Annotated in this window: 21 protein-coding genes and 1 tRNA gene; 13 read left to right on the top strand and 9 right to left on the bottom strand. The window is 69.0% G+C overall.

Annotation, left to right across the window (positions count from 1 at the left end; translation table 11 throughout):
- The first annotated feature begins 159 nt into the window (after positions 1–159).
- Positions 160–861: a hypothetical protein gene (locus tag FAB82_RS06695; protein WP_136533772.1), complete on the top strand. Its 702-nt coding sequence runs from the start codon at positions 160–162 to the stop codon at positions 859–861.
- A gap of 4 nt (positions 862–865) precedes the next feature.
- Positions 866–1,318: a helix-turn-helix domain-containing protein gene (locus tag FAB82_RS06700; RefSeq protein WP_136533773.1), complete on the top strand. Its 453-nt coding sequence runs from the start codon at positions 866–868 to the stop codon at positions 1,316–1,318.
- Positions 1,319–1,502: 184 nt separating this feature from the next.
- Here the strand turns inward: FAB82_RS06700 and FAB82_RS06705 are convergent, their stop codons facing one another.
- The 3 genes from FAB82_RS06705 to bcp all read right to left on the bottom strand — a co-directional run bounded on the left by FAB82_RS06705 (position 1,503) and on the right by bcp (position 4,020).
- Positions 1,503–2,609, bottom strand: coding sequence for a Gfo/Idh/MocA family protein (locus tag FAB82_RS06705; RefSeq protein WP_136533774.1), 1,107 nt, complete (start codon positions 2,607–2,609; stop codon positions 1,503–1,505).
- Positions 2,582–3,289: a ThuA domain-containing protein gene (locus tag FAB82_RS06710; RefSeq protein ID WP_136533775.1), complete on the bottom strand. Its 708-nt coding sequence runs from the start codon at positions 3,287–3,289 to the stop codon at positions 2,582–2,584. The genes FAB82_RS06705 and FAB82_RS06710 overlap by 28 nt, the downstream gene beginning before the upstream one ends.
- 260 nt (positions 3,290–3,549) lie before the next feature.
- Positions 3,550–4,020, bottom strand: a complete 471-nt coding sequence (bcp, locus tag FAB82_RS06715) for a thioredoxin-dependent thiol peroxidase (protein ID WP_136533776.1) — start codon at positions 4,018–4,020, stop codon at positions 3,550–3,552.
- A gap of 241 nt (positions 4,021–4,261) precedes the next feature.
- Here bcp and FAB82_RS06720 point away from each other — a divergent pair, with 241 nt between their 5' ends.
- From FAB82_RS06720 to FAB82_RS06735, 4 genes are read left to right on the top strand one after another with little or no spacing between them, the layout of a single operon-like run.
- Positions 4,262–4,960, top strand: coding sequence for an energy-coupling factor ABC transporter permease (locus FAB82_RS06720; protein WP_136533777.1), 699 nt, complete (start codon positions 4,262–4,264; stop codon positions 4,958–4,960).
- Between the two features lie 2 nt (positions 4,961–4,962).
- Positions 4,963–5,313: a PDGLE domain-containing protein gene (locus FAB82_RS06725; protein WP_246039472.1), complete on the top strand. Its 351-nt coding sequence runs from the start codon at positions 4,963–4,965 to the stop codon at positions 5,311–5,313.
- A complete protein-coding gene (gene cbiQ, locus FAB82_RS06730) occupies positions 5,310–6,071 on the top strand; it encodes a cobalt ECF transporter T component CbiQ (protein ID WP_136533778.1) in 762 nt (253 codons plus the stop codon). Before FAB82_RS06725 ends, cbiQ begins: the two co-directional genes overlap by 4 nt.
- 56 nt (positions 6,072–6,127) lie before the next feature.
- Positions 6,128–6,880, top strand: a complete 753-nt coding sequence (locus tag FAB82_RS06735; RefSeq protein ID WP_136533779.1) for an energy-coupling factor ABC transporter ATP-binding protein — start codon at positions 6,128–6,130, stop codon at positions 6,878–6,880.
- 39 nt (positions 6,881–6,919) lie between these two features.
- On the opposite strand, the gene FAB82_RS06740 is transcribed toward FAB82_RS06735, so the two are convergent.
- Entirely contained in the window at positions 6,920–7,648 is a 729-nt protein-coding gene (locus FAB82_RS06740; RefSeq protein ID WP_168801452.1) for a DsbA family protein, read from the bottom strand.
- Between the two features lie 64 nt (positions 7,649–7,712).
- Between FAB82_RS06740 and FAB82_RS06745 the strand changes: the two genes are divergently transcribed.
- A complete protein-coding gene (locus FAB82_RS06745) occupies positions 7,713–9,338 on the top strand; it encodes a copper resistance CopC/CopD family protein (protein ID WP_168801453.1) in 1,626 nt (541 codons plus the stop codon).
- A gap of 47 nt (positions 9,339–9,385) precedes the next feature.
- On the opposite strand, the gene FAB82_RS06750 is transcribed toward FAB82_RS06745, so the two are convergent.
- Positions 9,386–10,258: a TatD family hydrolase gene (locus tag FAB82_RS06750; protein ID WP_246039473.1), complete on the bottom strand. Its 873-nt coding sequence runs from the start codon at positions 10,256–10,258 to the stop codon at positions 9,386–9,388.
- A 367-nt stretch (positions 10,259–10,625) separates the two neighbouring features.
- On the opposite strand from FAB82_RS06750, the gene FAB82_RS06755 reads away from it, so the two are divergent.
- On the top strand, positions 10,626–11,663 hold the full coding sequence (locus tag FAB82_RS06755) for a hypothetical protein (protein WP_136533783.1): 1,038 nt from the start codon (positions 10,626–10,628) through the stop codon (positions 11,661–11,663).
- 110 nt (positions 11,664–11,773) lie between these two features.
- Here the strand turns inward: FAB82_RS06755 and FAB82_RS28785 are convergent, their stop codons facing one another.
- The 4 genes from FAB82_RS28785 to metG all read right to left on the bottom strand — a co-directional run bounded on the left by FAB82_RS28785 (position 11,774) and on the right by metG (position 14,637).
- Positions 11,774–12,061, bottom strand: a complete 288-nt coding sequence (locus tag FAB82_RS28785; protein ID WP_136533784.1) for a zinc-binding dehydrogenase — start codon at positions 12,059–12,061, stop codon at positions 11,774–11,776.
- On the bottom strand, positions 12,058–12,477 hold the full coding sequence (locus tag FAB82_RS06765) for a type II toxin-antitoxin system VapC family toxin (RefSeq protein ID WP_136533785.1): 420 nt from the start codon (positions 12,475–12,477) through the stop codon (positions 12,058–12,060). The genes FAB82_RS28785 and FAB82_RS06765 overlap by 4 nt, the downstream gene beginning before the upstream one ends.
- Positions 12,470–12,745, bottom strand: coding sequence for a type II toxin-antitoxin system Phd/YefM family antitoxin (locus tag FAB82_RS06770; protein WP_136533786.1), 276 nt, complete (start codon positions 12,743–12,745; stop codon positions 12,470–12,472). Before FAB82_RS06770 ends, FAB82_RS06765 begins: the two co-directional genes overlap by 8 nt.
- A 101-nt stretch (positions 12,746–12,846) precedes the next feature.
- Positions 12,847–14,637, bottom strand: a complete 1,791-nt coding sequence (gene metG / locus FAB82_RS06775) for a methionine--tRNA ligase (RefSeq protein WP_211116420.1) — start codon at positions 14,635–14,637, stop codon at positions 12,847–12,849.
- A 121-nt stretch (positions 14,638–14,758) separates the two neighbouring features.
- Here metG and FAB82_RS06780 point away from each other — a divergent pair, with 121 nt between their 5' ends.
- The 5 genes from FAB82_RS06780 (at position 14,759) to FAB82_RS06800 (ending at position 23,318) form a co-directional block, all read left to right on the top strand.
- Positions 14,759–15,460: a hypothetical protein gene (locus FAB82_RS06780; protein WP_136533788.1), complete on the top strand. Its 702-nt coding sequence runs from the start codon at positions 14,759–14,761 to the stop codon at positions 15,458–15,460.
- 189 nt (positions 15,461–15,649) lie between these two features.
- On the top strand, positions 15,650–17,797 hold the full coding sequence (locus FAB82_RS06785; protein WP_136533789.1) for a transglycosylase domain-containing protein: 2,148 nt from the start codon (positions 15,650–15,652) through the stop codon (positions 17,795–17,797).
- Between the two features lie 64 nt (positions 17,798–17,861).
- Positions 17,862–19,412 carry a dolichyl-phosphate-mannose--protein mannosyltransferase gene (locus tag FAB82_RS06790; RefSeq protein ID WP_136533790.1) on the top strand — a complete coding sequence of 517 codons (1,551 nt, stop codon included), beginning with the start codon at positions 17,862–17,864 and terminating at the stop codon, positions 19,410–19,412.
- A 69-nt stretch (positions 19,413–19,481) separates the two neighbouring features.
- A tRNA-Ala gene (locus FAB82_RS06795) sits at positions 19,482–19,554 on the top strand.
- A 593-nt stretch (positions 19,555–20,147) separates the two neighbouring features.
- Positions 20,148–23,318, top strand: coding sequence for a DUF4132 domain-containing protein (locus tag FAB82_RS06800; RefSeq protein WP_136533791.1), 3,171 nt, complete (start codon positions 20,148–20,150; stop codon positions 23,316–23,318).
- Positions 23,319–23,345: the final 27 nt, after the last annotated feature.

A 23,345-nucleotide genomic window follows, 5' to 3' on the forward strand; every position in this document is an offset into this window, starting at 1 on the left:
GGTTATGTGTTGGGCGTCACTTTCAGGACAGCATGAAAATCCGAGGGTGTCTTATGTTTGGCTGGATGCGAACCACTGCGAACTTGGCGAACGGTGCGCCAGGCGTCCGATGTCCTTCGGTGATCGGTTCGAATTTATCAGAAGTGATAATTTTGAGTCATGGAATATACCGGGCATGCTTACGATGAGGCGAGTGGAGACCTGCGAGCGGTACTGGAGTCGGCCGCGAAGCTGCAGGAGTTGGTTCCGGACGCGGTCCTGGCGGGCGATTCCGCCGCGGCGCTCTATGCCGGGCACAGGGATTCGTACGACCATGATCATGCGGTCGCCGACCTCCGCGACCGATTTGATGTGGTGCTCGAGGCACTCGAGTCCGAAGGCGAGTGGGTAACGAACCGGGTGCGGCCGGGCAAGATCATTCTCGGTCGTCTCGGCGACATCGAGACCGGCGTGCGGCAACTGATTCGCAGGCGACCGCTGGAGACTGCCGAAATCGAGCTGGGAAGTGGGTGGCTCCTTCGGGTCCCCACGCCTGCCGAGACCCTGCGGGTGAAGGCCTTTCTGATTGTGCGGCGCAACCAGACTCGCGACTATCTCGACGTGGCGGCATTGAGCTCTTGCTACGGCATCGAGCGCGCGGCAGTGGTCCTCAGCGGCATCGACGAGTACTACGCCGATCAGCGCAGTGAGGAGGACGGGGTCCGTTCGCAGCTGATCCGGCAGCTCAGTGAGCCTTGTCCGGCGGACTTCGCTGTCACTGCGGAGCTGGGTGCCTATCGCAACCTCAGTGAGCAGTGGACCGACTGGTCCAAGGTGGTCGCCGTCTGCGGGTCCCTCGCTGAGCAGATCGCGAGAGAATGACCGCATGGCACTTCGGTTCCGGAATTTGAACATCTCACCGGACGATCCGGTGGAGCGCTGGCCGGTCGAGGCGGTCCAGACCGCGCTCGAGCGCGGCTCGGTGCGGGACTGGCGGCGGCTGATCGACGCGATCGATCGCGACCCCTGGGGAAAGACCTCCCGTCAGGTCGAGCACGTACTGAGCTACAGCCGCCCTTACGGCGTCGCAAACCTGATGGAACGAGTGGTGCGGAGCGCCAGAACCGCCGCCGAACGCGTCGAACGCGAGGCCGTAGCGGGCAGGATCAGGCAGGCCATTGCCGATTCGGGACTGGCACGCTCCGAATTCGCATCGCGCATCGGGACCTCGGTCTCGCGTCTGTCGACATATACCACCGGCAAGGTGGTGCCCTCTGCCGCGCTCATGGTGCGCATCGACAGAGTCGCCGAAGAGGCGAGGCGGCGGACAGAGACCTGAGGCCGCACTCCGCGAGAGCGGCGGATCATTGCGGCCGAGTTCACCGACGCGGCCGCGAGTTGCGAGATCAGGACCGCGATCTGGGGCGGTGGGTTCAGATAGGCCGACGCCAGGTACAGATTCTTCTTCCCCGAACCCGGCAGGTTGATCCTGCCGGGTTCGTTGGTTTCCCCGGGCCGACGCGTCAGGTCGCCCGGGCGGGGCTGTGCCAGGTCGCGCGGGGGGTGAGCGGGACCAGGGCCGGGCGGTCGACGGTGGTGGTGATGTCGAGTCGCCGGCCGGTGGTCGCGGATCGGATGAGGGCGGTCATGACCTCGAGGGCGTGGAGGGCGAGGTCGCCGCCCGCCCGTGCCGGTCGGTCGTGGTCGGCCAGGGCCATGTCGATGAGGCCGATGCCCCGTCCGGCGTCGGCGTAGCCGGCGCTCGGCGTCAGGATGTCTTCGCTGGTTCCGTCGTGGAGGGTGACATCGCCGCCGAAGGTGTTGGGGTCGGGGACCGAGATGGAGCCCGCGGTGCCGTGGACTTCGATCGGCGGTGCGCTGGTGGCGCTGCCGTCGAAACTCATGACGAGGGTGCTCAGGGCGCCGCCGGCGTGTTCGAGGATGCCGGTGACGTGGGTGTCGATGCTGACCGGGACCGGTTCCCCTGCACGGGGTCCGGAGCCGATGATCCGGCTGTCGCGGGAGCGGCTGGAGGCGCCGGTGACGGCGCTGACCGGGCCGAGCAGGTGTACGAGGGAGCTGACGTAGTAGGGCCCCATGTCGAGCAGGGGTCCGCCGCCTTCGGTGTAGTAGAAGTCGGGGTTGGGGTGCCAGCGTTCGTGGCCGGGGGTGATCATCGTGGCGGTCGCGAAGGTGGGCGAGCCGATGTCGCCGCGGTCGATGGCGGCCCTGGCGGTCTGGGTTCCGGTGCCCAGCACGGTGTCGGGCGCGCAGCCGATCGGGACGCCGGCCGCGGCCCCGGCCTCCGCGACGCGCCGGGCGTCGTCGAAGGTCGCCGCGAGGGGCTTCTCGCCGTAGACGCCCTTCCCGGCCGCGATCGCTCGCAGCGCGATGTCGGCGTGCGCGGCGGGGATCGTCAGATTCAGGACGGTGTCCACTTTGGGGTCCGCGACGAGGGCGTCGACGTCGAGCGCCGCCGCTCCGTGCTCGGCGGCGACCTCGGCGGCGCGCGCCTGGTTCAGGTCGGCGACGGCGGTGACCCGGAGGTGCGGGTGGTCCGTGAGCGTGGCGAGGTATTGGGCCGAGATGGCCCCGAGTCCGACTATGCCGATGCCGTGCGGGTCGCCCACAGGATGCCCCTTTCGATGATGGTGCGAACGCTGTTGTGCTGCAGGATGTCGACGCTGTGCCCGGGGGTGGCGACGAGAATGCGTCCCGCCCCCCACTGGCGGGTCCACACCGCGGGCGAGGTGATCGGCCGGTGCCACGGGTGCCACGGCCGCACGGGGTGGGTGGTGGTGGCGAGGATGTCGATGAGGTCGTCGTGGAGCACCCAGTACTGCTCGGTGTCGAGTTCGAAGTCGGCGATGCCGCCGGTGACGGGGTGTTCGCGGCCGAGGTCGGTGATCTCGATGGTGTGGCGCAGGTAGTTGTCCTCCTGGCCGCCGACGCGAAGCTCCGGCTCCTTCGCGGGATGCGTGGCGAACTGGCCGCCGATGAGCTGGAGGTAGTCGGAGGAGGCGCGGTACGAGTCGGCGATGCCGCCGTGCCAGCCGACCAGGCCCGTGCCCGCCACGACCGCGTTCCGCAGGCCCTCGACCTGCGGCCCTTCGATCTGGGCCATCGTCACGCTCTGGACGACCAGGTCGGTGCGGGCCATGGCCTCCGCGTCGGCGTACACCTCGGGGGATTCCTCGACCCGGACGCTGTAGCCATTGTCCTTCAGGAAGGGCAGGAACAGTTCGGTCGCCTCGACCGGCGCGTGCCCTTCCCATCCGCCCCTGACGATCAGCGCTGTTCGCTCGCTCATGCGGCTCCTTCGTCGATGCAGGCCAGTTCGCGGTCGCCGGCTTGAGCGCCGCGGACGATCGTCCGATCGGCCACGTCGCCACTCCTCGCTCCCGCACTGGATTTACCGATACAAAGCTAGAAGTTCGCCGACGGCCTGTCAATCCCGTTGTCCCACGATCCCGAATGCGCCATACCCGAACGCGGACGAACCCGCACAGGCTCTGCATCGAGGCGGAATTCGTTGCCCGCGGAGGTTCCGCCCCGTGACGGCACCCGTCGCTAGTCGAGTTCGAGTTGCTTGCGCAGCCTCGCCACGTGCCCCGTGGCCTTGACGTTGTATTGCGCCAGCGAGACATTGCCCTCGTCGTCGATGACGAACGTGGATCGGATGACGCCCGTAATCGTCCGCCCGTAGTTCTTCTTCTCGCCCCACGCCCCGTAGGACTCGAGCACCTTGTGCTCGGGGTCGGAAAGCAGCGGGAAGGTCAGGCCGTCGCGCTCGACGAATTTGGCCAGCGCCTCCGGTTCATCGGGGCTGATCCCGAGCACCGCGTAACCGGCCGCCTGCAGACCTGCGAGGCTGTCGCGGAAGTCGCAGGCCTCCTTGGTGCAGCCGGGGGTCATCGCCCGCGGATAGGCGTACAGGATGACCTTGCGGCCCTGGAGGCTCGACAAGGTCACCGTGTCACCGGTGTCGGTCGTCAGCGTGAAGTCGGGTGCCGCGTCGCCAGGCTGAAGTCGTACGTTCACAGGTTGCAACCCTACCGGCAGACCCTGACAATCCCCTGGGAGTCGGCTTGACAATGGCTGGCCGGACGCCGCGGCCAGCACGGTGCTGGACACCGCGGCGGGCCCGCCTTGACGAGCGCCGCGTCACTATTGCAAAATTATTGCAATAGCCCAACGGTGGGCTGTAGATTCCGCAGTCGGCGTCCGGCGATCCAGCCCGGCGTCGGCGCCCTCTCCCCCTGTCGAAAGGCGGCCCGGCCCCATGACGGACCTTGCGCTGCACATCCCCACCGGCGTCATCGACATACCCACGTCCCTGGTGTTCGCCGCGATCGCCGCGCTCGCGGTCGGCGCCTGCGTCATCGCCGCCCGGCGCGGCCTGGACGAACGCCTCGTGCCCCTGGCGGGCCTGGCGACCGCGTTCATCTTCGCCGCCCAGATGCTCAACTTCCCGGTCGCCGCCGGCGTCTCGGGCCACCTCCTCGGCGGCGCCCTGGCCGCCGCGCTCCTGGGCCCGTGGGTCGGGGCGCTGTGCGTCACCGTCGTCATCGTGATCCAGGCGCTCCTCCTAGCCGACGGCGCCGTCACCGCGATCGGACTGAACGTCCTCAATATGGCCGTCGTCTCCACCTTCGTCGCCTACGCGGTGATCACGCTGGCGCTCAAGGCCTTCGGACGCAACCGCCGCGGCCTCATCGCGGCCGTCTTCGTCGCCTCGATCTTCTCGGTCGTCGCCGCCTCCGCCGCCTTCATGGTCGAGTTCGCGATCGGCGGCGAGAGCGTCCAGAGCTTCGGGGCCATGCTCACCGCGATCCTCGGCACCCACGTCCTCATCGGCATCGGCGAGGGTGTCATCACCGCCGCCGCGGTCACCGCCGTCGCCCTCGCCCGACCCGACCTCGTCCACGCCCTCAAGGGCGCGCGCCTCGACGCGCCCGCACCGCAGCAGGAGACCGCCTGACCATGAAGACCTCCCGATTCATCCTCGGCGGCATCGTCGTCGCGGTCCTCCTCGCCGGCGGACTGTCCCTGTTCGCCTCTTCCTCGCCCGACGGCCTCGAATCGGTCATGCTGACCGGCTGCGTGACCGACGCCGAGAATGAGATCACCGGCGGCCGCTGCGTCGCCGAAGCCTCCGGCGACCACGAGATCGGCGGCCCGCTCGCCGATTACAACGTCTCCTTCATCGACAACGAGATGCTCGGCGGCTCGCTCTCGGGGATCATCGGTGTCCTGATCGCCCTCGGCGTCGGCACCGGCCTGTTCTGGCTGCTCGCCCGCGGCAAGCGTGCCCGGTCTGACGAGGGCGCGTGAACGGCGCCGAAGGACTCTTCCGACCGGGCGATTCGCCGCTGCACCGGCTCGCCCCGCAGACCAAGGTGGTCGCCCTGGTCGTCTTCTCCTTCGCCGTCGCCGCGACCGACCGCGAGGCCGTGTGGGCCTTCGGCGCCTACGCGGCGATCCTGGTCGCACTGTTCTGGCTCGCCCGCATCCCGGCCGGTTGGATTATGGTGCGCAGCCTCGTCGAGACGCCGTTCCTGCTGCTGGCGCTGGCATTTCCGTTCCTCGTCGGTGGTGCGACCGTCGAGGCCGGTCCCCTGGATCTTTCAATCGACGGACTGTGGGCCGGCTGGAACCTGTTCGCCAAGGCCACCCTCGGCGTGTGGGCGGCGCTGCTGCTCGCCGCGACCACCCCGGTCGCCGCGCTCCTGGCCGGCCTCGCCCGGCTGCGCTGCCCCGACATCCTCCTCCAGATCACCGCGTTCGCGGTCCGCTACGCCCACTTGACGATCGCAGAGGTCACCCAGATGCGCCTGGCCCGCCTCGCCCGCTGCGACGACCCCCGGTTCCTGTGGCAGGCCGGAGCGCTCGCCCGCAGCCTCGGCACCGTCTTCATCCGCTCCTTCGAACGCGGCGAACGCATCTGGCAGGCCATGGCCGCACGCGGCTACACCGGGCGCCTGCCGCTCGACGTCGGCCCCGCCGCCGCCAGCGCACGCCAGTGGACGGCCGCGATGGGCGCCCCGGCGCTCGCGGCGGGCATAGCGATGTGGACGGCGGTGGCAATGTGAGTGCGTTTACGCTGGACGGCCGCAATGCGAGCGCGAGCGAAACGCCGGGAGGTCCCGTGAAAGCACTCGATGTGGCCGGCCTGGGGCACGTCTACCCCGACGGGCACCGCGCCCTCGACGGCGTCGAACTCGCCGTCGACGCCGGGGAGCGCGTCGCCGTGCTCGGCCCCAACGGCGCCGGCAAGACCACCCTCATGCTGCACCTCGCCGGCCTCCTGGAGGCCACCGAAGGCGCGGTGAGCGTGGGGGACTTGCGGATCGAGAAGCGGACGCTCGCCGAGGTCCGCCGCCGCGTCGGCATCGTGTTCCAGAGCCCGGACGACCAACTCTTCATGCCGACCGTCGCCGACGACGTTGGCTTCGGCCCCGCCAACCTGGGAGTCAAGGGCGAGGCGCTGCGGGAGCGGGTCGCCGCGGCACTGGCCGACGTGGGCCTGTCCGATCTGGCGCACCGGCCCCCGCATCACCTCTCGGTGGGGCAGCAGCGGCGCGCCGCGCTGGCCGGGGTCCTGGCGATGCGGCCCGACATCGTCGTCTGCGACGAGCCCAGCGCCAACCTCGATCCGGCCGCCCGCCGCGACCTCGCCGGGATCCTCCAGCGGACCGCACCGACCCTGCTGCTGGTCACCCACGACCTGCCGTACGCATTGCAGCTGTGCGAGCGGGCGGTCATCCTCGACGCCGGGAAGGTCGTCGCCGACGCGCCGACCGCCGAGATCCTCGCCGATGCCGCGCTGCTGGCGCGGCACCGGCTGGAGCTGCCGTTCGGGTTCTCGCTCGAAGCGGCCCGATCTTCGCTCCGGCATTGAGCGGCCCTTCAGCGGCCGTCAGGGGTTCGTAAACACCCCTTAGGACGCTTCGGCGATCGCGGCGTTCACGGCGTCGGCGAACGTGGCGGCGTCCACGACCTCGCCGTTCAGCTTCGCCGTCGGCGTCCCCTCGATGCCCTGGTTCGCCGTGGCGTCCTCGGTGCCCTCCTGGACCCAGCCCTTGTAGGTCTCGTCGTTCACCAGCTGCTCCCAGTCGGATCCGAGCCCGACCTCGTTGGTGCCGATCGCGATCAGCTCCTCATCGGTCAGCCCGTCGGTGTTCTCCGCGGGCTGGTTCTCGTACAGGGCGAGGGTGTAGTCGAGGAACTCCTGCTCGCCGGTGTCGGCCGCCGCCACGGCCGCGGCCGCCGACCGCGTCGAGAACTCGGTGCCGTTGGAGAGCCGGTCGAGGAAGTTCAGCGGGTGGTAGTTCACCGTGACCGTGCCGGCGTCGAGCCAGCCCTGGATGTCCTCGGCGTAGGTCGACTCGAACTGGTTGCACGCCGGGCACATGTAGTCGATGTACAGGTCGACCTCGGTCGGGCCCGTCCCGAGTGTCACCCCGTAGTCCTCGGTGGTGGTCGCGGCCGGCTCGGAGACCTCGTACTCGGTCGGCCGGTTCATCCAGATGCCGAGCCCGATCAGCCCTCCGATGAGGACGACGGCCGCGCCGATCGCCACTCCGAACAAGGTCTTGCGGCGTCTGGCCTCGGCGGCCTGCGCCCTGCGCATTGCTTCAGCGGCCTGCTTGCGCTCCGACTTTCCCATGCCCTGGATTCGCCTCTTTCGCCATGGTCGATTCGCGAGGTGGTTTCGAGTAGTGTCAGCGGCGATGTCACGCCGAATTCCCATCCGCCTCGTCCTGTTGTCATTGGCCGCGGTCCTGGTAGGAGCGCTGTGGGCCGCACCGGCCCAGGCGCATGCGCTCGCCACAGGGACGCAGCCCGCCTCCGGTGAGGTCCTGGACGCACCGCCGGACGACGTCGTTGTCGAATTCAACGAGCCAGTCGACCCTGTAGACGCGGCCACCGGCGTGGTGGCTCCCGATGGTGACCGAGCAGACACCGGGATCGCCGAAACCGACGACGCCGCGACGCTGGTCATCGAGGTCGACGCCGACCAGGAGGGCACCTACCTCGTCGCCTACCGGGTGGTCTCCGACGACGGACACCCCGTCTCGGGCACCTTCACGTTCTCCGTCGGGACCGAGACCGAGCCGCCCAGCGCCGACGCGCTCGCGGGAGGGACCGACGGCCTCGTTCAGGCACTGCTCTATGCCGACCGCTGGGCCGGCTACGCGGGACTGGCGCTCGCGCTCGGCGCGGGCGTCCTGCTCGCCACCGGCGCCCGCCCGCGCGCCTTCTGCGCCCGGCTCGTCGCCGGGGGCCTGTCGGCCGTCGCGATCACCGCCGTGCTCGGGATTGTCCTCCAGGCCGCCTACGAGTCCGGCGTGTCCCTCTCCGAACTCGATGCGACCGCGCTGCAAGCGGTCATGGAGTCCAGCTTCGGCCTGGCCGCGCTGCTGCGCCTGCTGATCGTGCTGCTGGCGATGCCGCTGCTGCGGGTAGTAGTCACCGCCGCCGGGCCGCCCGGCCGGGCGGTGACCGCGGGCCTCGCGGGGATCGGGCTGGCGATGGCCGCGACGTGGCCGCTGGCCGGGCACGCCATGACCGCCGTGCCCCTCGTCGTCGCCTACGTCGCCGACTGGGTCCATGTTGCCGCCGCCCTCACCTGGGCCGGCGGGGTCGCGGTGTTGTTGATCCTGGCGTTCCACACGGGCGGTGAGATCCCCAAGTCGACCGCGGACTTCTGGATCGCTCTGGTGCCGTGGCTCATGGCGAACCTTGTCGTCGCCGGGCTCGCCTCGGCGCTGCTGCACATCCACTCGCTCGAGGCGCTCACCGACACCGAGTACGGGCGCCTGGTCATGATCAAGGCCGCCGTCCTGATCGTCGTCGTCGTGGTCGGCCTGTTCACCCGCAAGGCGGTGGTGCGCGGGAGGGAGGGCCGTAAGCTCCTGCGGCGCCTGGCCGGGGCCGAGGTCGGCCTGGTCGCCTTGATACTCGGTGCGGTGGTGGTGCTGGTGCAGGCCGTCCCCGCCGACACCGCCCTGACCGAGAACCAGGCGCAGCAGGTCGAGTCGACCGAGCAGTCGGCCATCTTCACCTCCGACGCCTTCGCCGGCCAGCTCGTGCTGGAACCGGGCCGGCCCGGCCCGAACGGGGTGCGGCTGCTCGTCGACGACCTCGGCGGCGCCGCGTTCGAGGCCGTCGAATGGGAGGCCACCTACGGACTCGAAGGCGCCGAACCGGAGACGTTGCGGCTCATCGAGTTGCGCACCGGCATCCTCGGCGGCGAGGTCAGCCTCTCCGAGGCCGGACGGTGGGTCTTCACCTTCACGCTCACGGACGCCGCAGGGAACTCCGCGACCGCCGAGGCGGCCATCGACATCTCCTAGGGCGACTTGTAACGCCGTGTCTGAATAGGACCTATGGCGGCGGTGTCTCACCAGTCGCCGAAGGCCCGCCGGGAGTTCTCGGCCAGCTGCGCGCACCATTTTTCCAGGTCCCGGCCGAGGTGGTCGGCGAGGAATCGGGCGGTGTAGGCGCACAGTGCGGCGTGGTTGCGGTGCCCGCGCACCGGGATCGGCGCCATGAACGGCGCGTCGGTCTCGACCAGGACCAGCTCGGCGGGGGCCACGCTGACCGCGTCGCGGAGCATCCCGGCGTTCTTGAACGTCACGTTCCCGGCGAAGCTCATGAAGTAGCCGCGCCGCGCGCACTCGGTCGCGAACGCGAAGTCGCCGGAGAAGCAGTGCATGACCACCCGCTCGGGCGCGCCCTCTTCATCCAGGATGGACATGACGTCGTCGTGCGCGTCCCGGTCGTGGATGACCAGGGTCTTGCCGCGGCGCTTCGCAATCTCGATGTGGGCGCGGAAGGACCGCTGCTGCGCGGCCCGGCCGCTCTCGTCGGTGCGGAAGTAGTCCAGGCCCGTCTCGCCCAGCGCCGCGACGCGGGGCAGCGCGGCGAGTTCATCGATGACCGCCAGCGCGGCGTCCAGGTCCCCCAGGCGCGGCGCCTCGTTCGGGTGCAGGGCGGCGGCCGCCAGGACCCGGTCGTCGTGGGCGGCCAGGGCGGCGGCCCAGCGCGAGGAGTCCACATCGACGCCGACCTGGACGACGCCGCCGACGCCGACCGAGGCGGCCGCGTCCAGCAGTGCGGCAACGTTGGGGCTCGACGGTTCGGGAACGGTCTCGTCGGCATTGCCTTCGGCGTCGGTATTCCCATAGGATTCGACGAGGTCGAAGTGGGTGTGCGAGTCCACGATCGGGACGGGAAGCGGTGCGGGCAGGGCCGCGGGTTCGGGTCGGTACACGCCCTCAAGCGTGCCACGGATGCTCGTGGCGGGAAGATGGGAGCGGTCTTGCCGCAGCTCGGCGACGGTAATGCTGCCGACGTAACATAACCTTCACTTTCTGGACATGTGCGGCTGACAGCCCGGGCCTACGTTGACGGCAGCGGTGTATACCGGCCGCGGATACATCCACCTACTGCGCTCACAGCGTTCGGCGACAACGCTGTCGCATCGCGCGAAACCGACGAGGCAGCGGCCCCCACGGCTTCTCGCCCCACCAAGCACCCCGCGTCGAATCGAGCCGACCATGACACGTGACCTCGCGTCCCGTCGTAACCGGGCCGCGGCCTTGCAGCCGCGCCGCCCGGCAGTTCCGAACGAAGCACCCATGCCGCAACTCGTCACCGTGGAGTGGCGCGGGGAGAAATATCCCGGCGTCCCGATCGCCGGAGGCACCGCCTGGGAGCTGTTCTCGGCCCTCCCGCGCCCCGACTTCCTGTCGAATCCGCGCGCCGGGACCGAGTACCCGCACCGCGGTTTCGCGCACGCCAACGAGGTGCTGCGCGACGGCGTCCCGGTCAGCGTCGACGACGACCGGTCCATGATGGTGCCGCTCGCTCCCGGCCTGGACCTGGAGTATGTGCGGCGCCTGACCCAGACGCCGCATCTGGACCCGGCCGCGCGGGTCCTGCTCGATCGGGTGCGCGCCTCCTCGCCGCTGGTGGTCGGCGAGCTCATGGAGCGGCCCCTGACGTCGGCCCAGGTGGCGCGGCTGACCGAGACCGCCGCCGTACCGGGCGGCTTCTGCTACCGCCGCCGCGACGTCGCGCACCTGCGCACGCCCACCACTCGCAGCATCCTCGGCGGCGAGACCGAACCGAACGAGCCGTGGGTGTTCGCGCTCCAGTGGCGGGTCGCCGACCCGGCCGACTACCACGCGCCGATCGCCCCCGAATACGAAGGACTGTCGTCCATGCCGTCCTCGGACCGGCGCGGCATGCCCGTTCTGGGCACCGGTTTCGCGATCTCGAACGGCCACCTGCTGCCCGAGTACGTCACCGCAGACCTGGTGGATCTGCCGCTGCCCGACGCGGCGAAGATCGTGGCCTACACGCCGAACGGGACCGAGAGCGAGCTGTTCGCCTACGCCGACAAGCAGTGGTCGCCGCTGACGCTGGAGCGGCGCGTCGACATTCCCGGCGTGGAGATCGGCCGTGCCGCGCCGGTGCGGCGCATCCTGCGCGAGGCGACCCGCGTGGTGTGGAAGGGCGTCTCTGGGTCCCTTGTGGACGCCGATGAGGAGTGGGGCCGCTTCCGGCTCTCCCGGCCGGGCCCGGACGCCTTGTCTCGCACGGGAGCCGAGCCGGTGCGCCGCGGCGTCTACGAGAAGTGGGTCTCGCGCGGAGAACTGGTCCCGGCGGGATAGCCCCGTCCGCTTGACCCTGAATCGTGCAGGATATATCCTATAGGATTTACGGAGTCGGGCCCAGTGATGCCGGGGCCCGATCGCTTGCACTCCTGCGGTTTTCGGCCGCTCTAGTCGATGGTCAGGACGATCTTGCCGGTGACGTGGCCGTCCTCCATCGCGCGGTGCGCGGCGGCGGCCTCCTCCAGCGGGAACGTCTGGGACACATGGACGTTCAGCTGACCGGCCGCGACCAGGCTCGACAGTTCCCGCATGCCGTAGACCTCTTCGCCCACCTCGAACCGGGATACCCCGGTGCCGACCTGCTCCACCAGGTCCGACACGTCCCAGCCGAGCGTGAACGGCGGTTGTCCGATGTAGAGCCAGCGTTCGCGCGCGGCGGGGTCGACCGGGTTCACACTTCGCGGATGTCCAGCATCGACCGCAGCGGTTCGAAGTCCTTCGCGTTGCGCGTGTAGAGCGGCAGTTGATTGGCGATCGCCACGGAGGCGATCAGGAGGTCTGCGAAGAACTTGCGAGGCTTGCGGCCGGCGCTCAGATAGAGCAGATGGGCGGATCCGTACGTGGCCGCGGCCTGGCGGTCGAAAGGCAGCGGATCAGGGAAGGACACCTGGGCCCATTGCAGGCGTTGGCGACGGCGCACTTCCTCGGCCGTGTCGTCCCGTGCCGCATGCGGACCGGCTTCCAACTCGGCCATGGTGATGGTGCATACCGCGCTGATCTTCGGCAGGTGTGCGCGGTCGATCTCTGAGAAGTCGATGACGGTGCAGGTGTCCAGCAGCCCGAGCGCCGACAGTTCAAGGCCGTCAGTCATTGCGCCGCTCGTAGGGGTCGCGCGGCTCGTAGTCGAGGGCGTCCTGGAGATCGGCTCTGAAACGTCGGTGGTCGACGCGCGGCAGGCCTGCCGCGCTCTTCAGCAGCTCCTCCGTGGAGACGAACCGGCGGTCGGGTTCGGCGAGCGGGACGATCCGGGCGACTGGCGTGCCGTTCCGGGTCACCGTGAAATCCTCGCCGCCCTCGGCGGCGCGGAGGATGGCACCGCTGTCGTTGCGCATTTCGCGCTGCGTGATGGTCTTGCTCATGCGACCATTATAGCAAAGAAGCTACGAATGGCTACACTCGAAGTAACCTTGCAAAAGCTACCGGCCCGGCGCTTGAGCGCAGGGCCGGTTCGCAGTCTCGATCAGGAGTTCAGCCGCTCGATCTCCTCTTCAACGATCGACGGTTCGAGCTTGGTGAAGATCGGCGTCGGCTTCTCCAGCGGCGTTCCCGCCGTCACCGGCACCGACTCCCACTTCGGGACGTTCGAGTAGTCGCCGGTGAGGATCGGGTAGACCCCGTCGGTCGCGCCGCCGTCGTCCAGGTCCTCTACCTCTTCGATGCGCGGCATCGGCGCGAAGACGCCCTCGCCGCCGAGCAGCTCGTACACCTGCTGCGACGAGTGCGGCAGGAACGGGCTCATGATCGTCTTCAGGTCGCTGACGGCCTGGAGGACCGTGTGCAGGACGGTCGCCTGCCGCTTCGGGTCCTCCTTCATCTTCCACGGCGCGGTGTCGGCCAGGTACTTGTTGGCGGCCGCGACGGTCTTCATGGTCTCGCCGATCGCGGCGCGGACCTTGTTGGAGCCGATGAGGTCCCCGACGGTGTCGAACGCGGCCCTCGTCGTCTCCAGCAGCTCGGCGTCGACCGGCTCCAGCTCCCCGGCCTCGGGGATTCCCCCGAAGTTCTTGGCGGCCATGGCCACCGACCGGTTCACCAGGTTGCCCCAGCCCGCCACCAGCTCGTCATTGTTGCGGCGCAGGAACTCCGCCCACGTGAAGTCCGAGTCCTGGTTCTCCGGGCCGGCCGCGCAAATGTAGTAGCGCAGCGCGTCGGCCGAGTACCGCTCCAGGAAGTCGCGCACGTAGATGACCACCCGACGCGAGGACGAGAACTGCTTGCCCTCCATCGTCAGGAACTCACTGGAGACGACCTCGGTCGGCAGCTCCAGCTTGCCGAGCGAGCCCGGCTCGCCGCCCTTCGAGCCTTCGCCGTTGTTGCCCAAGAGCATCGCCGGCCAGATCTCGGAGTGGAAGACGATATTGTCCTTGCCCATGAAGTAGTACGAGACCGCCTCGGGGTCGGCCCACCACTGCTTCCAGGCCTCGGCGTCGCCGGAGCGGCGGGCCCATTCGATGGACGCCGACAGGTAGCCGATGACCGCGTCGAACCACACGTACAGGCGCTTGTCGGGACGGTCGACCCAGCCCGGCAGCGGAATCGGCACGCCCCAGTCCAGGTCGCGCGAGATCGGCCGCGGCTGCAGGTCGTCGAGGAGGTTCTTGGTGAAGCGCACGACATTGGTGCGCCAGCCCGTCCGGGTGTCCAGCCACGAGTGCAGCGCGTCGGCGAACGCCGGCAGGTCCAGGAAGAAGTGGTCCTCCTCCACGAACTTCGGGGTCTCGCCGTTGATGCGCGACTTCGGGTCGATCAGGTCGGTCGGGTCGAGCTGGCGGCCGCAGTTGTCGCACTGGTCGCCGCGCGCCGAGCCGAACCCGCAGTGCGGGCACGTGCCCTCGATGTAGCGGTCGGGCAGCGTCCGTCCCGTCGACGGGCTGATCGCGCCCATCGTCTTCTTCTGCAGGATGTAGCCGTTGTCGTAGAGCGTCGTGAACAGCTCTTGGACGGTCTTGTAGTGGTTCCCGGTCGTGGTGCGCGTGAACAGGTCGTACGACAGTCCGAGCGCGTCCAGGTCCTCGACGATGATCCGGTTGTACTTCGCGGCCGCCTCCACGGCCGTCAGCCCCTCGGCGTCGGCCTGCACCAGGATCGGCGTCCCGTGCTCGTCGGTGCCGGAGACCATCAGCACGTCGTGACCGCGCATGCGCATGTAGCGGGCGAAGACGTCGGCGGGAACACCGAACCCGGCTACATGTCCGATGTGGCGGGGGCCATTGGCATAAGGCCAGGCCAGCGCGGTCAATACGTGAGTCATGCGCCCCATGGTATCCGTCCATCATCCGAGACTTCCAAGGTCGGGGCCACGGGCGTCCACCGACACGGCGAGTGTGCGCCGATTGCACGCGGCGTCGCCGTATCGGTGGTGCAATACCGGTATGTCCAGAACGCACCGCGCCGCCGAGCCCCACGGCGATATCGCGCCCCGCCGCCCCGCCGACGAGGGCGCCCCGCCGCAGGCGGCCGGGCCGCCGCCACCGGAGCCGCAGTGGAGCCCGATCGGTTCGCAGACCGAGGGGCTGGCGGCGATCCGGGCGGTGTGGGAGCGGGCGGGGGAGACCGAGCGGCGTATCAGGCCGGGGCGGCCGGTGCAGCGCAAGGGCCCCAAACCGTTCGCTCCGGCGCTGGCCGGGGTGCTGATCTGCGCGTGCGTGCTCATGTTCCTGGCTTGGGTGTCGGCGCCGGCGCTGTGGATGTCGCTGGGCCATTCCGAGACGGGGACGGTCACCGTGACCTCCTGCCGGGAGGGCTTCGCACCCTCGTGCGACGGCCTCTTCGAGGCGGCCTCGGCCGGGTGGACGAAGGAACTGCGGCTGACCGGTTCGGTCACCGCCACCGATGTCGGGGACGTGCTGATCGCCGAGACGACCGGCCCGGACGCCTCCAGTGCCTACGTCGGCGGCCTCGGCGGACTCATCTGGCGCTGGGCCCCCGGCCTGGTCCTGTTCATGGTCTTCGGATTCGTCCTGGTGGCCGCCTCGGGCGCGAACCGGCTGTTCGACGGGCGCGGCCAGGCGATCGGCCTGTGCTGGGCCGCGACCGGCGCGGTGCTGGTCTGCGCATTGGCGTTCGCCTGGTAACGCGATCCGTCCACATTCACTCCCACCCGACCCTGTAACCGCCCCCACCCGCGTCCGGACTGCCCCGAAAGTCCCCGGCGGCACCGTCGTAGAGTGAAGGCGCCCCCGAATCTCCGCCCGAGCGGCGGCACCGCGCCCAATTGCATTTGACCGTACTTCCCCGTACAGCGGGGCTCCTCGGGAGACAGCGTGAGAGCACCTTCGAAACCGGTGGCGCAGAGCTGGTTCGGACCCATCACCGCCGTGCAGCGGCGCGCCATGTTCGCGCTCGTGCCGGTGGCCGTGGCGTTCGGTCTGGTGGTCGGGCTCGCGTTCCTGCCGCTGACGAGCGCGTTCGGCGGCCTCGCCAAGACCGGGTCGGAAAGCGTCCTCGAACTGCCCGAAGAACTCGTGCTGCCCCCGGCGCCGGAGTCGTCCACCCTCTACGCCTCCGACGGGAAGACGGCGATCGCCACGTTCGGCGACCAGTACCGCGTCCAGCTCGAATACGACCAGATCCCCGACTCGGTGAAGAACGCCCTGGTCGCGACCGAGGACTCGAACTTCTACGACCACAACGGGGTCGACCCCGAAGGCGTCATGCGCGCCCTGGTCACCAACATCTCCAACGGCGGCGCCTCCGAGGGCGCCTCGACGATCACCATGCAGTACGTGCGGCAGGTCCTCTCCTACACCGCCACCACCCCCGACGAGGTCGCCGCGGCCAGCGAGGTCACCATCGACCGCAAGGTCAAGGAGATGGGCTACGCGCTGGCGCTCGAGGAGGAGATGTCGAAGGCCGACATCATCACCAACTACCTCAACACCGTCTACTTCGGCAATGGCGCGTACGGAATCGGCGCGGCCGCCCAGGTCTACTACGGCAAGCTCCCCGCCGAGCTGACCGACGCCGAGTCGGCGATGCTCGTGGGCCTGGTCCAGTCGCCGTCGAACTACGACCCGATCAACGGCTCCTCCGAGGCCGCTTTGGCCCGCCGCGACCACGTCATCGACCGCATGATCACCACCGGATACCTGTCCCGCGCCGAGGGGGAGACGGCCCGCGCCGAGGAGTTGAACCTCAACCCGCAGGAGGCCAACAACACCGCCGGCGGCGCGATCGACTCCAAGTACGGCTTCTTCGTCGACTACTTCGAGCAGTGGTGGGAGCAGCAGGCCGACTTCGGCGACTCGGACGACGAGCGCAAAGCCCGCCTCTACCGGGGCGGCTACGAGATCGTCTCCAGTCTCGACAAAGACCTGCAGAAAGAGGCGCAGGACGCGATCGAGTCGGAGAAGGAGACCGGCTCGGAGTACGCGCTCGGGTCAGTCGTCGTGGAAGCCGGGACCGGCTCGGTCCAGGTCATGGCGGTCAACCGCGAGTACTCCAACGACATCTCCGACAACGGCGAGAACACCGCTGGGTCCGAGTACGGCAAGGGCACGTATCCGAACACGACGAACCCGCTGCTGACGGGCAACTCGGCCGTGCCCGGCTACCAGGCCGGGTCCTCGTTCAAGATGTTCACCATGATCGCGGCCCTCGAAGCGGGCATGCCGCTGGACACCACCATCTACTCGCCCTACCAGTACACGTCGAAGTACGTGACCGGCGCGGGCGAGGCCTCGTGCGGGAACTACTGGTGCCCGCGCAACGCCTCCAAGTCCGAGGTCGGCAACTACAACATGTGGACCGGCTTCGGCGAATCGGTGAACACCTACTTCGTGCAGCTGGTCGAGCGGGTCGGCGCGGACAAGGCGATCGAGGTCGCCGAGCGCCTCGGGCTCGAATTCCACAACTCGACCGACCTGGGCTACACCTCCGGGGACGCGGCGAAGAACTTCGGCCAGTTCACCCTCGGCGTCACCCAGAACACTCCTATGGAGATGGCCGCGGCCTACGCGACCCTCCCGGCCGACGGCATGTACTGCGAGCCGATCCCCGCGACGTCGGCGACCACCGCCGGCGGCGAGCGGATCGGGTTCCAATCCGAGTGCGAGCAGGTGATCGACGTCGAGGTGGCCCGCGCCGCCGTCGACGCGGCCCGCTGCCCCACCGGGTACGGCGCCGCGACCGGCAACTGCACCTGGGGCACCGCCGAGCAGGTCGGCGAAGAGGTCAAGGGCCCGGTCGCCGGGAAGACCGGCACCACCGACTCCAACTCCACCAACTGGTTCATCGGGTTCACGCCGAACGCCGCGGCAGCCGCGTTCATCGCCGACCCCGACAGCCCCCAGCACTACGTCGGCAAGGGCAACCTCGGCAAACCCGCCGACGCCGTCGCCGAGATCCTCGCCGCCCAATGGGAGAGCAACGGCGAGGGCGACTTCACGCCGCCGACTGATCTGGTGAGCTAGCTGGGTGGTCGCCCAGCGGATCCGCCGGACCCATCGGCGGCGCCATTACCCTAGACTCACCCCGGTGAGCGCCACCGCAGTCCGGCCACAAGAGCCTCCCGCCGCCTGGCGGCCGACCCCGCCCCCCGGGCCCCGGCCCGGCGTGCGGGCCCGGCTGACCGACCGCACCCCCACCGACGGCCGCCGCGCCCTGCTCGTGACCGTGGGGATCACCGCGATCGCCGCCGTGCTGCGGCTGATCGGCCTCGCCCACCCCAAAGGGCTGATCTTCGACGAGGTCTACTACGCCCAGGACGCCCACTCGATGCTCAACCACGGTGTCGAATGGGACCCCGGCGACGACGGCTCCGCGTTCGTCGCCCACCCCCCGTTCGGCAAGTGGCTCATCTCGACCGGCGAGACCCTCCTCGGCTATGACGAGGTCGGCTGGCGCATCGCCGCCGCCGTCGCCGGGATCATCGGCGTCGCGATCCTCATCCGGCTCGTGCGCCGCCTCACCGGCTCGAGCCTGCTGGGCGGCACCGCCGGGCTCCTGCTCGCCGTCGAGGGCAGCCACCTGGTGCTCTCGCGCACCTCGCTGCTCGACATCTTCCTGGCCACGCTGATACTCGCCGCCATGTACTGCCTCGTCCGCGACCGGACCTGGCGGTGCACGCGCTGGCTGCGGGCGATCGAGGACGGGCTCGACCCGGTCCGCGAGCGGCCGTTCATCGGCATTCCGTGGTGGCGGATCGCGTGCGGGGTGTTGCTCGGACTCTCCATGTCCACCAAGTGGAGTGCGGTGTGGTACATCATCGTGTGCATCGTGCTGTTCATCGTCTGGAACCGGCGGCTGCGCATCGACGTCGGCGCCCGCAAGCCCGTGCGCGACACCGTCATCTACGAGTTCGGGCAGAACCTGTGGTTCGGCCTGCTCGCGATCGGCACCTACCTGGCGACGTGGATCGGCTGGTTCGCCAACGACACCGGCTCCTACCGGCACTGGCTGACCGAACAGGGCCGCTCCGAGCCCCCGGTGTTCGGCGCCCTGGTCAACTGGTGGGAGTACCACATGGCGGTCCTGGATTTCCACGCCGGCCTGTCCTCGACGCACTCCTACCAGTCCACGCCGATGGAGTGGCTGTTCAATATCCGCCCGGTGGTCTTCTTCTGGAGCTCCGACGTCGCCTGCGGAACCGACGACTGCGCCGCCGAGGTCCTGCTGCTGGGCACCCCGCTGCTGTGGTGGACGTTCGTCCCCGCCACCCTCGCCCTGCTCGCCTGGGCGCTCTACAAGCGCGACTGGCGGGCCTGGTTCGCCTTGGGCGGCATCGGTGCCGGCATCCTTCCGTGGTTCGCCTACCCCGACCGGACGATGTTCTTCTTCTACACCGCCCCGGCCGTCCCGTTCTTCATCATCGCGGTCACCTGGTGCCTGGGAATGATCATCGGCATCCACCCGGTACGCGGCACCTTGACCGGCTCCCCGGAGCGACGCCTCACCGGTGCGCTCATCGCCGGCGCCTTCATCGCCGTCGTCGTGCTGTGCTTCGCCTACTTCTGGCCCATCTACACCGGCGAGGCACTGACCAGGACCGATTGGCACGCCCGGATGTGGCTCAAATCCTGGATCTGACCCCGAGACGGGGGCCACACGGCACGCCCCGAGCCCACTTCCACCCCTGTGCTAAAGTTGTCGGCGCTCGGGGCTTTGGCGCAGTTGGTAGCGCGTTTCGTTCGCAATGAAAAGGTCAGGGGTTCGAATCCCCTAAGCTCCACATCTATGAACAGGCAAAACAGGCCACAAGGGTTTCCCTTGTGGCCTGTCTGCTACTCAATCTGCTACCGACCGATCGGTGTATCCGCAGGTCAGGCCCCGAATTCTTGCTATAACCCGGTGTGGTCCGGGTCCGCCCTCTTGTAGTCGACGCTCTTGCCGGCGGGGCAGAACCCGTAGGTCCGTCGGGCGTCGGCCGGGACCCATCCGCTGGTGCGGTTCCAGTTCTCACCGGAGCAGCTCCAGACGACCCTGAACCGCCAGTAGCCACCTCCGAGATCGTCGTCGCACTTCGCCCAGGCGTGGCGAATCAGGGTGCCCCCTTCATTGGTCGAACCGGTCCCGCTCGAGCAGGTCAGGGCCTGAATGCTGATGTCGTCCGCGGGCGTGGCCGGGTCGGCGGAGGCGGATCCTGCGATACCGAGTCCGGTGATGGTGAAGAGGAAGCCTTGCCACCGAATGGCCGAACATGTGAGCCGTCGAGGCAGGCCGCCGACCAGTCGATCTTCCCGAGCGATGGGATTCGCGGATCCGTCAAGGCGGTGATGGCCTTGCGCCGCTACGCTGTTGCACCTGGATCTTAAGCTCACGAGCATGAACGACGAGCGAGCCTTCGAACTGCCGGATGAGGACCATCTGGAGCTTCGTCCGGAATTGTTGCGGCATAATCAGATCGCGCTACTGGATGGCGCGATCCCCCGCAGGGGCCGGCGATCGACGGGGCCGTACGTGCCCCTGGGGAACCTGACCGAGCATTGGAAGGAGGTCGGGGTCCGCCGCCGCATGTCCCATCTGCGTCACGCCGTCGAGTCGCCGCAGAGCGATCCCGTGGTGGCCTCGGCGCTTCAGTCCTACCTGCGCGGTGAGCCCGACCCCCTCGGGGCGGCGGCGGCCTTCCAAGTCGTCTCCCGAGCCGGAACACCGCTCTGGGCGATCGATTACCTCCAGTTCGACGCCTGGCTCGGTGAGCATGGAGCGGAGTTCGCGGTCGCCGCGACCGCGGAGCTGCTGGCGGTCCACGCCGTGGGATCCCAATCCGGGCAGCCTGCCGGCCGCTACTCCAGCGAGATGTTCGCGGTCGAGTTCGTGCCACCCAACCCCCGGGGAGCCTACTGGGTGAGCAGGGGAGTCGAAGCGCATCGCGTCCGCGAACTGCTCGCCGCGCTGCCCGAAACCGAGTACCGGCGCTTCCGCGACGTGTTCGAGGACCGGGGAGGCAACGTCCGGCAGCGACTGCTCCGGGCCTTCTGCATGCCGACCGAGCAGGACTGGGTCGAGGAGTCGTGCGCCGAGTGGGGCGCGTCCGGCGAGGAGAGCTGGATCCACCAGGAGATGCTCATCGCCAGCGTCGCCTCGGCCGAGCAGCTCGCCACCGCCGGGATCACCACGCTCGACGAGTGGGGTCGGAGCTTCCGGACCGTTCAGGCGCTACTGGACAGCGTCGGCGTCGGCGGCGTGCCGATCCTGACCGAGACGATCCTCAACGGCGAGGGCAAGCGCAATAAGGACTACCTCTGCGAGGTCCTGGCGCAACTGCCCAGCGATGAGGCGATGGCGTTCCTGCTGGATCACGTCGTCGAACAGGGCACGTGGCAACTCCTGCGCGAAGCCGCCGAGCGCTTCCCGCAGCGGACGCTGCGGGCGATCGCGCGACTCGCGGATGCCGCGGATCCGGGGCAGCGGGCGCGGTTCTCCTCCCTGGTCACCGCGATCCCGCTGGTCGGCGAGGCCGCCTACGCCGTGGCCGAGCCCGGCGTTCGCGAGACCATCGACCGGCTCTTGAACCTGGACGGAGTGCCGTCCGTGGCCGAGGAGGTCCCCGAATTCCTCGCTAGTCCGCCATGGAAGCAGAAGCGCCCCAAACGGAAACGCGCGGTGGTCGAGTTGACGCCGATCGGCGGGACCAGCCTGCGTTGGGCCGAGGGCGAGCGCGAGCTGTGGGCCGAGGGCGGCAAGGCCATCGTGGAGGCGCAGGTGAGCCTCGCCGAAGGCGGACTCGACGCTGTCCCGGAAGTGCTGGCGGCGCTGGCGAAGCAGCCGCGCGAACATCGCGCGCTACCGCCGATCGGCGGTAGTGAGGCCGCCCGTCTCGTCGCCGACTGGCTGGTACGCCTGCGCTCGACCCGCGCGAGCGTCCTCACCTGGATGAACCGGCACGGCCTTGACGCCATCGCCTGGCTGGTGCCCGACGCCGTCGGCAAGGCGGGCAAGCAGAAGCAGGCCGCCGAGGCCGCGTTGCGGTTCCTCGCGGGCCGCCACGGCGTGGACGCGGTCCTGGCCTCCGCTGCCGACTATGAGGACGAAGCGGTCGCTGCGGTCAAGACGATCCTCGACGCCGACCCGCTGGACCCGGGCACCCGCAAGCCGAAGGCCCCGGACTGGGCCGGGCAGGTGCGCGAAGTGCCGGTGTTGCTACGGGGCCGTGAGGCGCGCCTGCCGTGCGAGGCGGTCGAGCACTTGGTGGCGGCGATGTCCCTGGACTCGATATCGATTCCCTATGCGGGCCTTGACGAGGTGAAGCGGCATTGCGACGCGGCGAGTCTGCGCGCGTTCTCCTGGGCGGTCTTCGAGGCCTGGACGGTGGACGGGGCGCCTCCGAAGGACGTGTGGGCGTTCACGCAGCTCGCCCGCTTCGCCGACGTCGAGACGGTCGAACGCCTCGAGGCGCAGATCCGGCGCTGGCCCGGTGAGGGGCTGACGAAGCGGGCTGTGAACGGCCTGGAGGTGCTGGGCGCAATCGAGTCGGAGGAGTCGCTGAAGGCCGTCTACGACATGCAGCGGAGCGGCAAGTCCAAGCCGCTCAAGCAGGCCGCGGAGGACCAGGTGGAACTGATCGCGGCCGGGATGGGCCTGGATGCGGAGGAGCTGGCCGACCGCTTGGTGCCGGACTTCGAACTGGGGGAGGACGCGACCCTCAGGCTCGACTACGGGAATCGCCGATTCAAGGTCGGATTCGACGAGCAGTTGCGGCCCTTCGTGATCGACGAGAAGGACAAGATCCGAAAGAGTCTGCCGAAGCCGGGACCGGGGGACGACCTCGAGGCCGCAGGGGAGGCCAAGCAGAAATTCGAGCGGCTGAAGAAGGGCTTGAAGTCGGTCGGCACGGAGCAGACCAAGCGCCTGGAATTCGCAATGGTGGAGGGTCGGACCTGGTCGAAGGGGGAGTTCCAGCGTCTGCTGGTCGACCACGCCCTGATGTGGCACTTGGCGAAGCGCCTGGTCTGGCAAGCGAACTCGGAAACCGGGACGGTGACGTTCCGGCTGGCCGAGGACCGCACGGTCACCGACGCCGAAGAGAACGAGAGAGATCTGCCCGAGGACGCGCGGATCAGGATCGCGCATCCTCTGCTGATGGGCGGTGAGGTGGAGACCTGGGCTGAGATCCTGGCGGACTACGAAGTGCTGCAACCGTTCGAGCAACTTGGGCGCCAGGTCAAGGCCCCGACCGAGGCGGAATCGAAGGCCGGAAAGCTGACGAGGTTCGCGGGTACGAAATCCAATACGGGAGCCCTGTACGGCCTGTCGAAGAAAGACTGGCTGCCGATGCGTGAGCCGTCCAGCGGCTGGACTTCGGGTCTGAAGCGGCGGTTGCGAGGCGGGGGAGCGGTCGAAGTCGACATAGAGCCGGGCTTCGGCGGCGGCTACTACTTCGAAGCCGAAGAGGTCCAGACGATCAAGGAAGTTCGCTTCCCGGCCGGTCAGGTCGAGGCGGTGACGATCTCGGAGATCATCGGAACCCTGGCGAGGGCGACGAGGACCGAATAGGACGATCGGCCGTGGCCCTCGTCAGCG

Source organism: Glycomyces buryatensis (assembly GCF_004912275.1).
In the GTDB taxonomy this organism is placed as follows: Bacteria; Actinomycetota; Actinomycetes; order Mycobacteriales; family Micromonosporaceae; genus Glycomyces; species Glycomyces buryatensis.

What these genes read in the sequence shown, in the direction of transcription:
- FAB82_RS06695 (WP_136533772.1), top strand. Translation starts at nt 160, where the DNA reads ATGGAATATACCGGGCATGCTTACGATGAGGCGAGTGGAGACCTGCGA.
- FAB82_RS06700 (WP_136533773.1), top strand. Translation starts at nt 866, where the DNA reads ATGGCACTTCGGTTCCGGAATTTGAACATCTCACCGGACGATCCGGTG.
- FAB82_RS06710 (WP_136533775.1), bottom strand. Translation starts at nt 3,289, where the DNA reads ATGAGCGAGCGAACAGCGCTGATCGTCAGGGGCGGATGGGAAGGGCAC.
- FAB82_RS06720 (WP_136533777.1), top strand. Translation starts at nt 4,262, where the DNA reads ATGACGGACCTTGCGCTGCACATCCCCACCGGCGTCATCGACATACCC.
- FAB82_RS06725 (WP_246039472.1), top strand. Translation starts at nt 4,963, where the DNA reads ATGAAGACCTCCCGATTCATCCTCGGCGGCATCGTCGTCGCGGTCCTC.
- FAB82_RS06740 (WP_168801452.1), bottom strand. Translation starts at nt 7,648, where the DNA reads ATGGGAAAGTCGGAGCGCAAGCAGGCCGCTGAAGCAATGCGCAGGGCG.
- FAB82_RS06745 (WP_168801453.1), top strand. Translation starts at nt 7,713, where the DNA reads ATGTCACGCCGAATTCCCATCCGCCTCGTCCTGTTGTCATTGGCCGCG.
- FAB82_RS06755 (WP_136533783.1), top strand. Translation starts at nt 10,626, where the DNA reads ATGCCGCAACTCGTCACCGTGGAGTGGCGCGGGGAGAAATATCCCGGC.
- FAB82_RS06765 (WP_136533785.1), bottom strand. Translation starts at nt 12,477, where the DNA reads ATGACTGACGGCCTTGAACTGTCGGCGCTCGGGCTGCTGGACACCTGC.
- FAB82_RS06770 (WP_136533786.1), bottom strand. Translation starts at nt 12,745, where the DNA reads ATGAGCAAGACCATCACGCAGCGCGAAATGCGCAACGACAGCGGTGCC.
- metG (WP_211116420.1), bottom strand. Translation starts at nt 14,637, where the DNA reads ATGACTCACGTATTGACCGCGCTGGCCTGGCCTTATGCCAATGGCCCC.
- FAB82_RS06780 (WP_136533788.1), top strand. Translation starts at nt 14,759, where the DNA reads ATGTCCAGAACGCACCGCGCCGCCGAGCCCCACGGCGATATCGCGCCC.
- FAB82_RS06800 (WP_136533791.1), top strand. Translation starts at nt 20,148, where the DNA reads ATGAACGACGAGCGAGCCTTCGAACTGCCGGATGAGGACCATCTGGAG.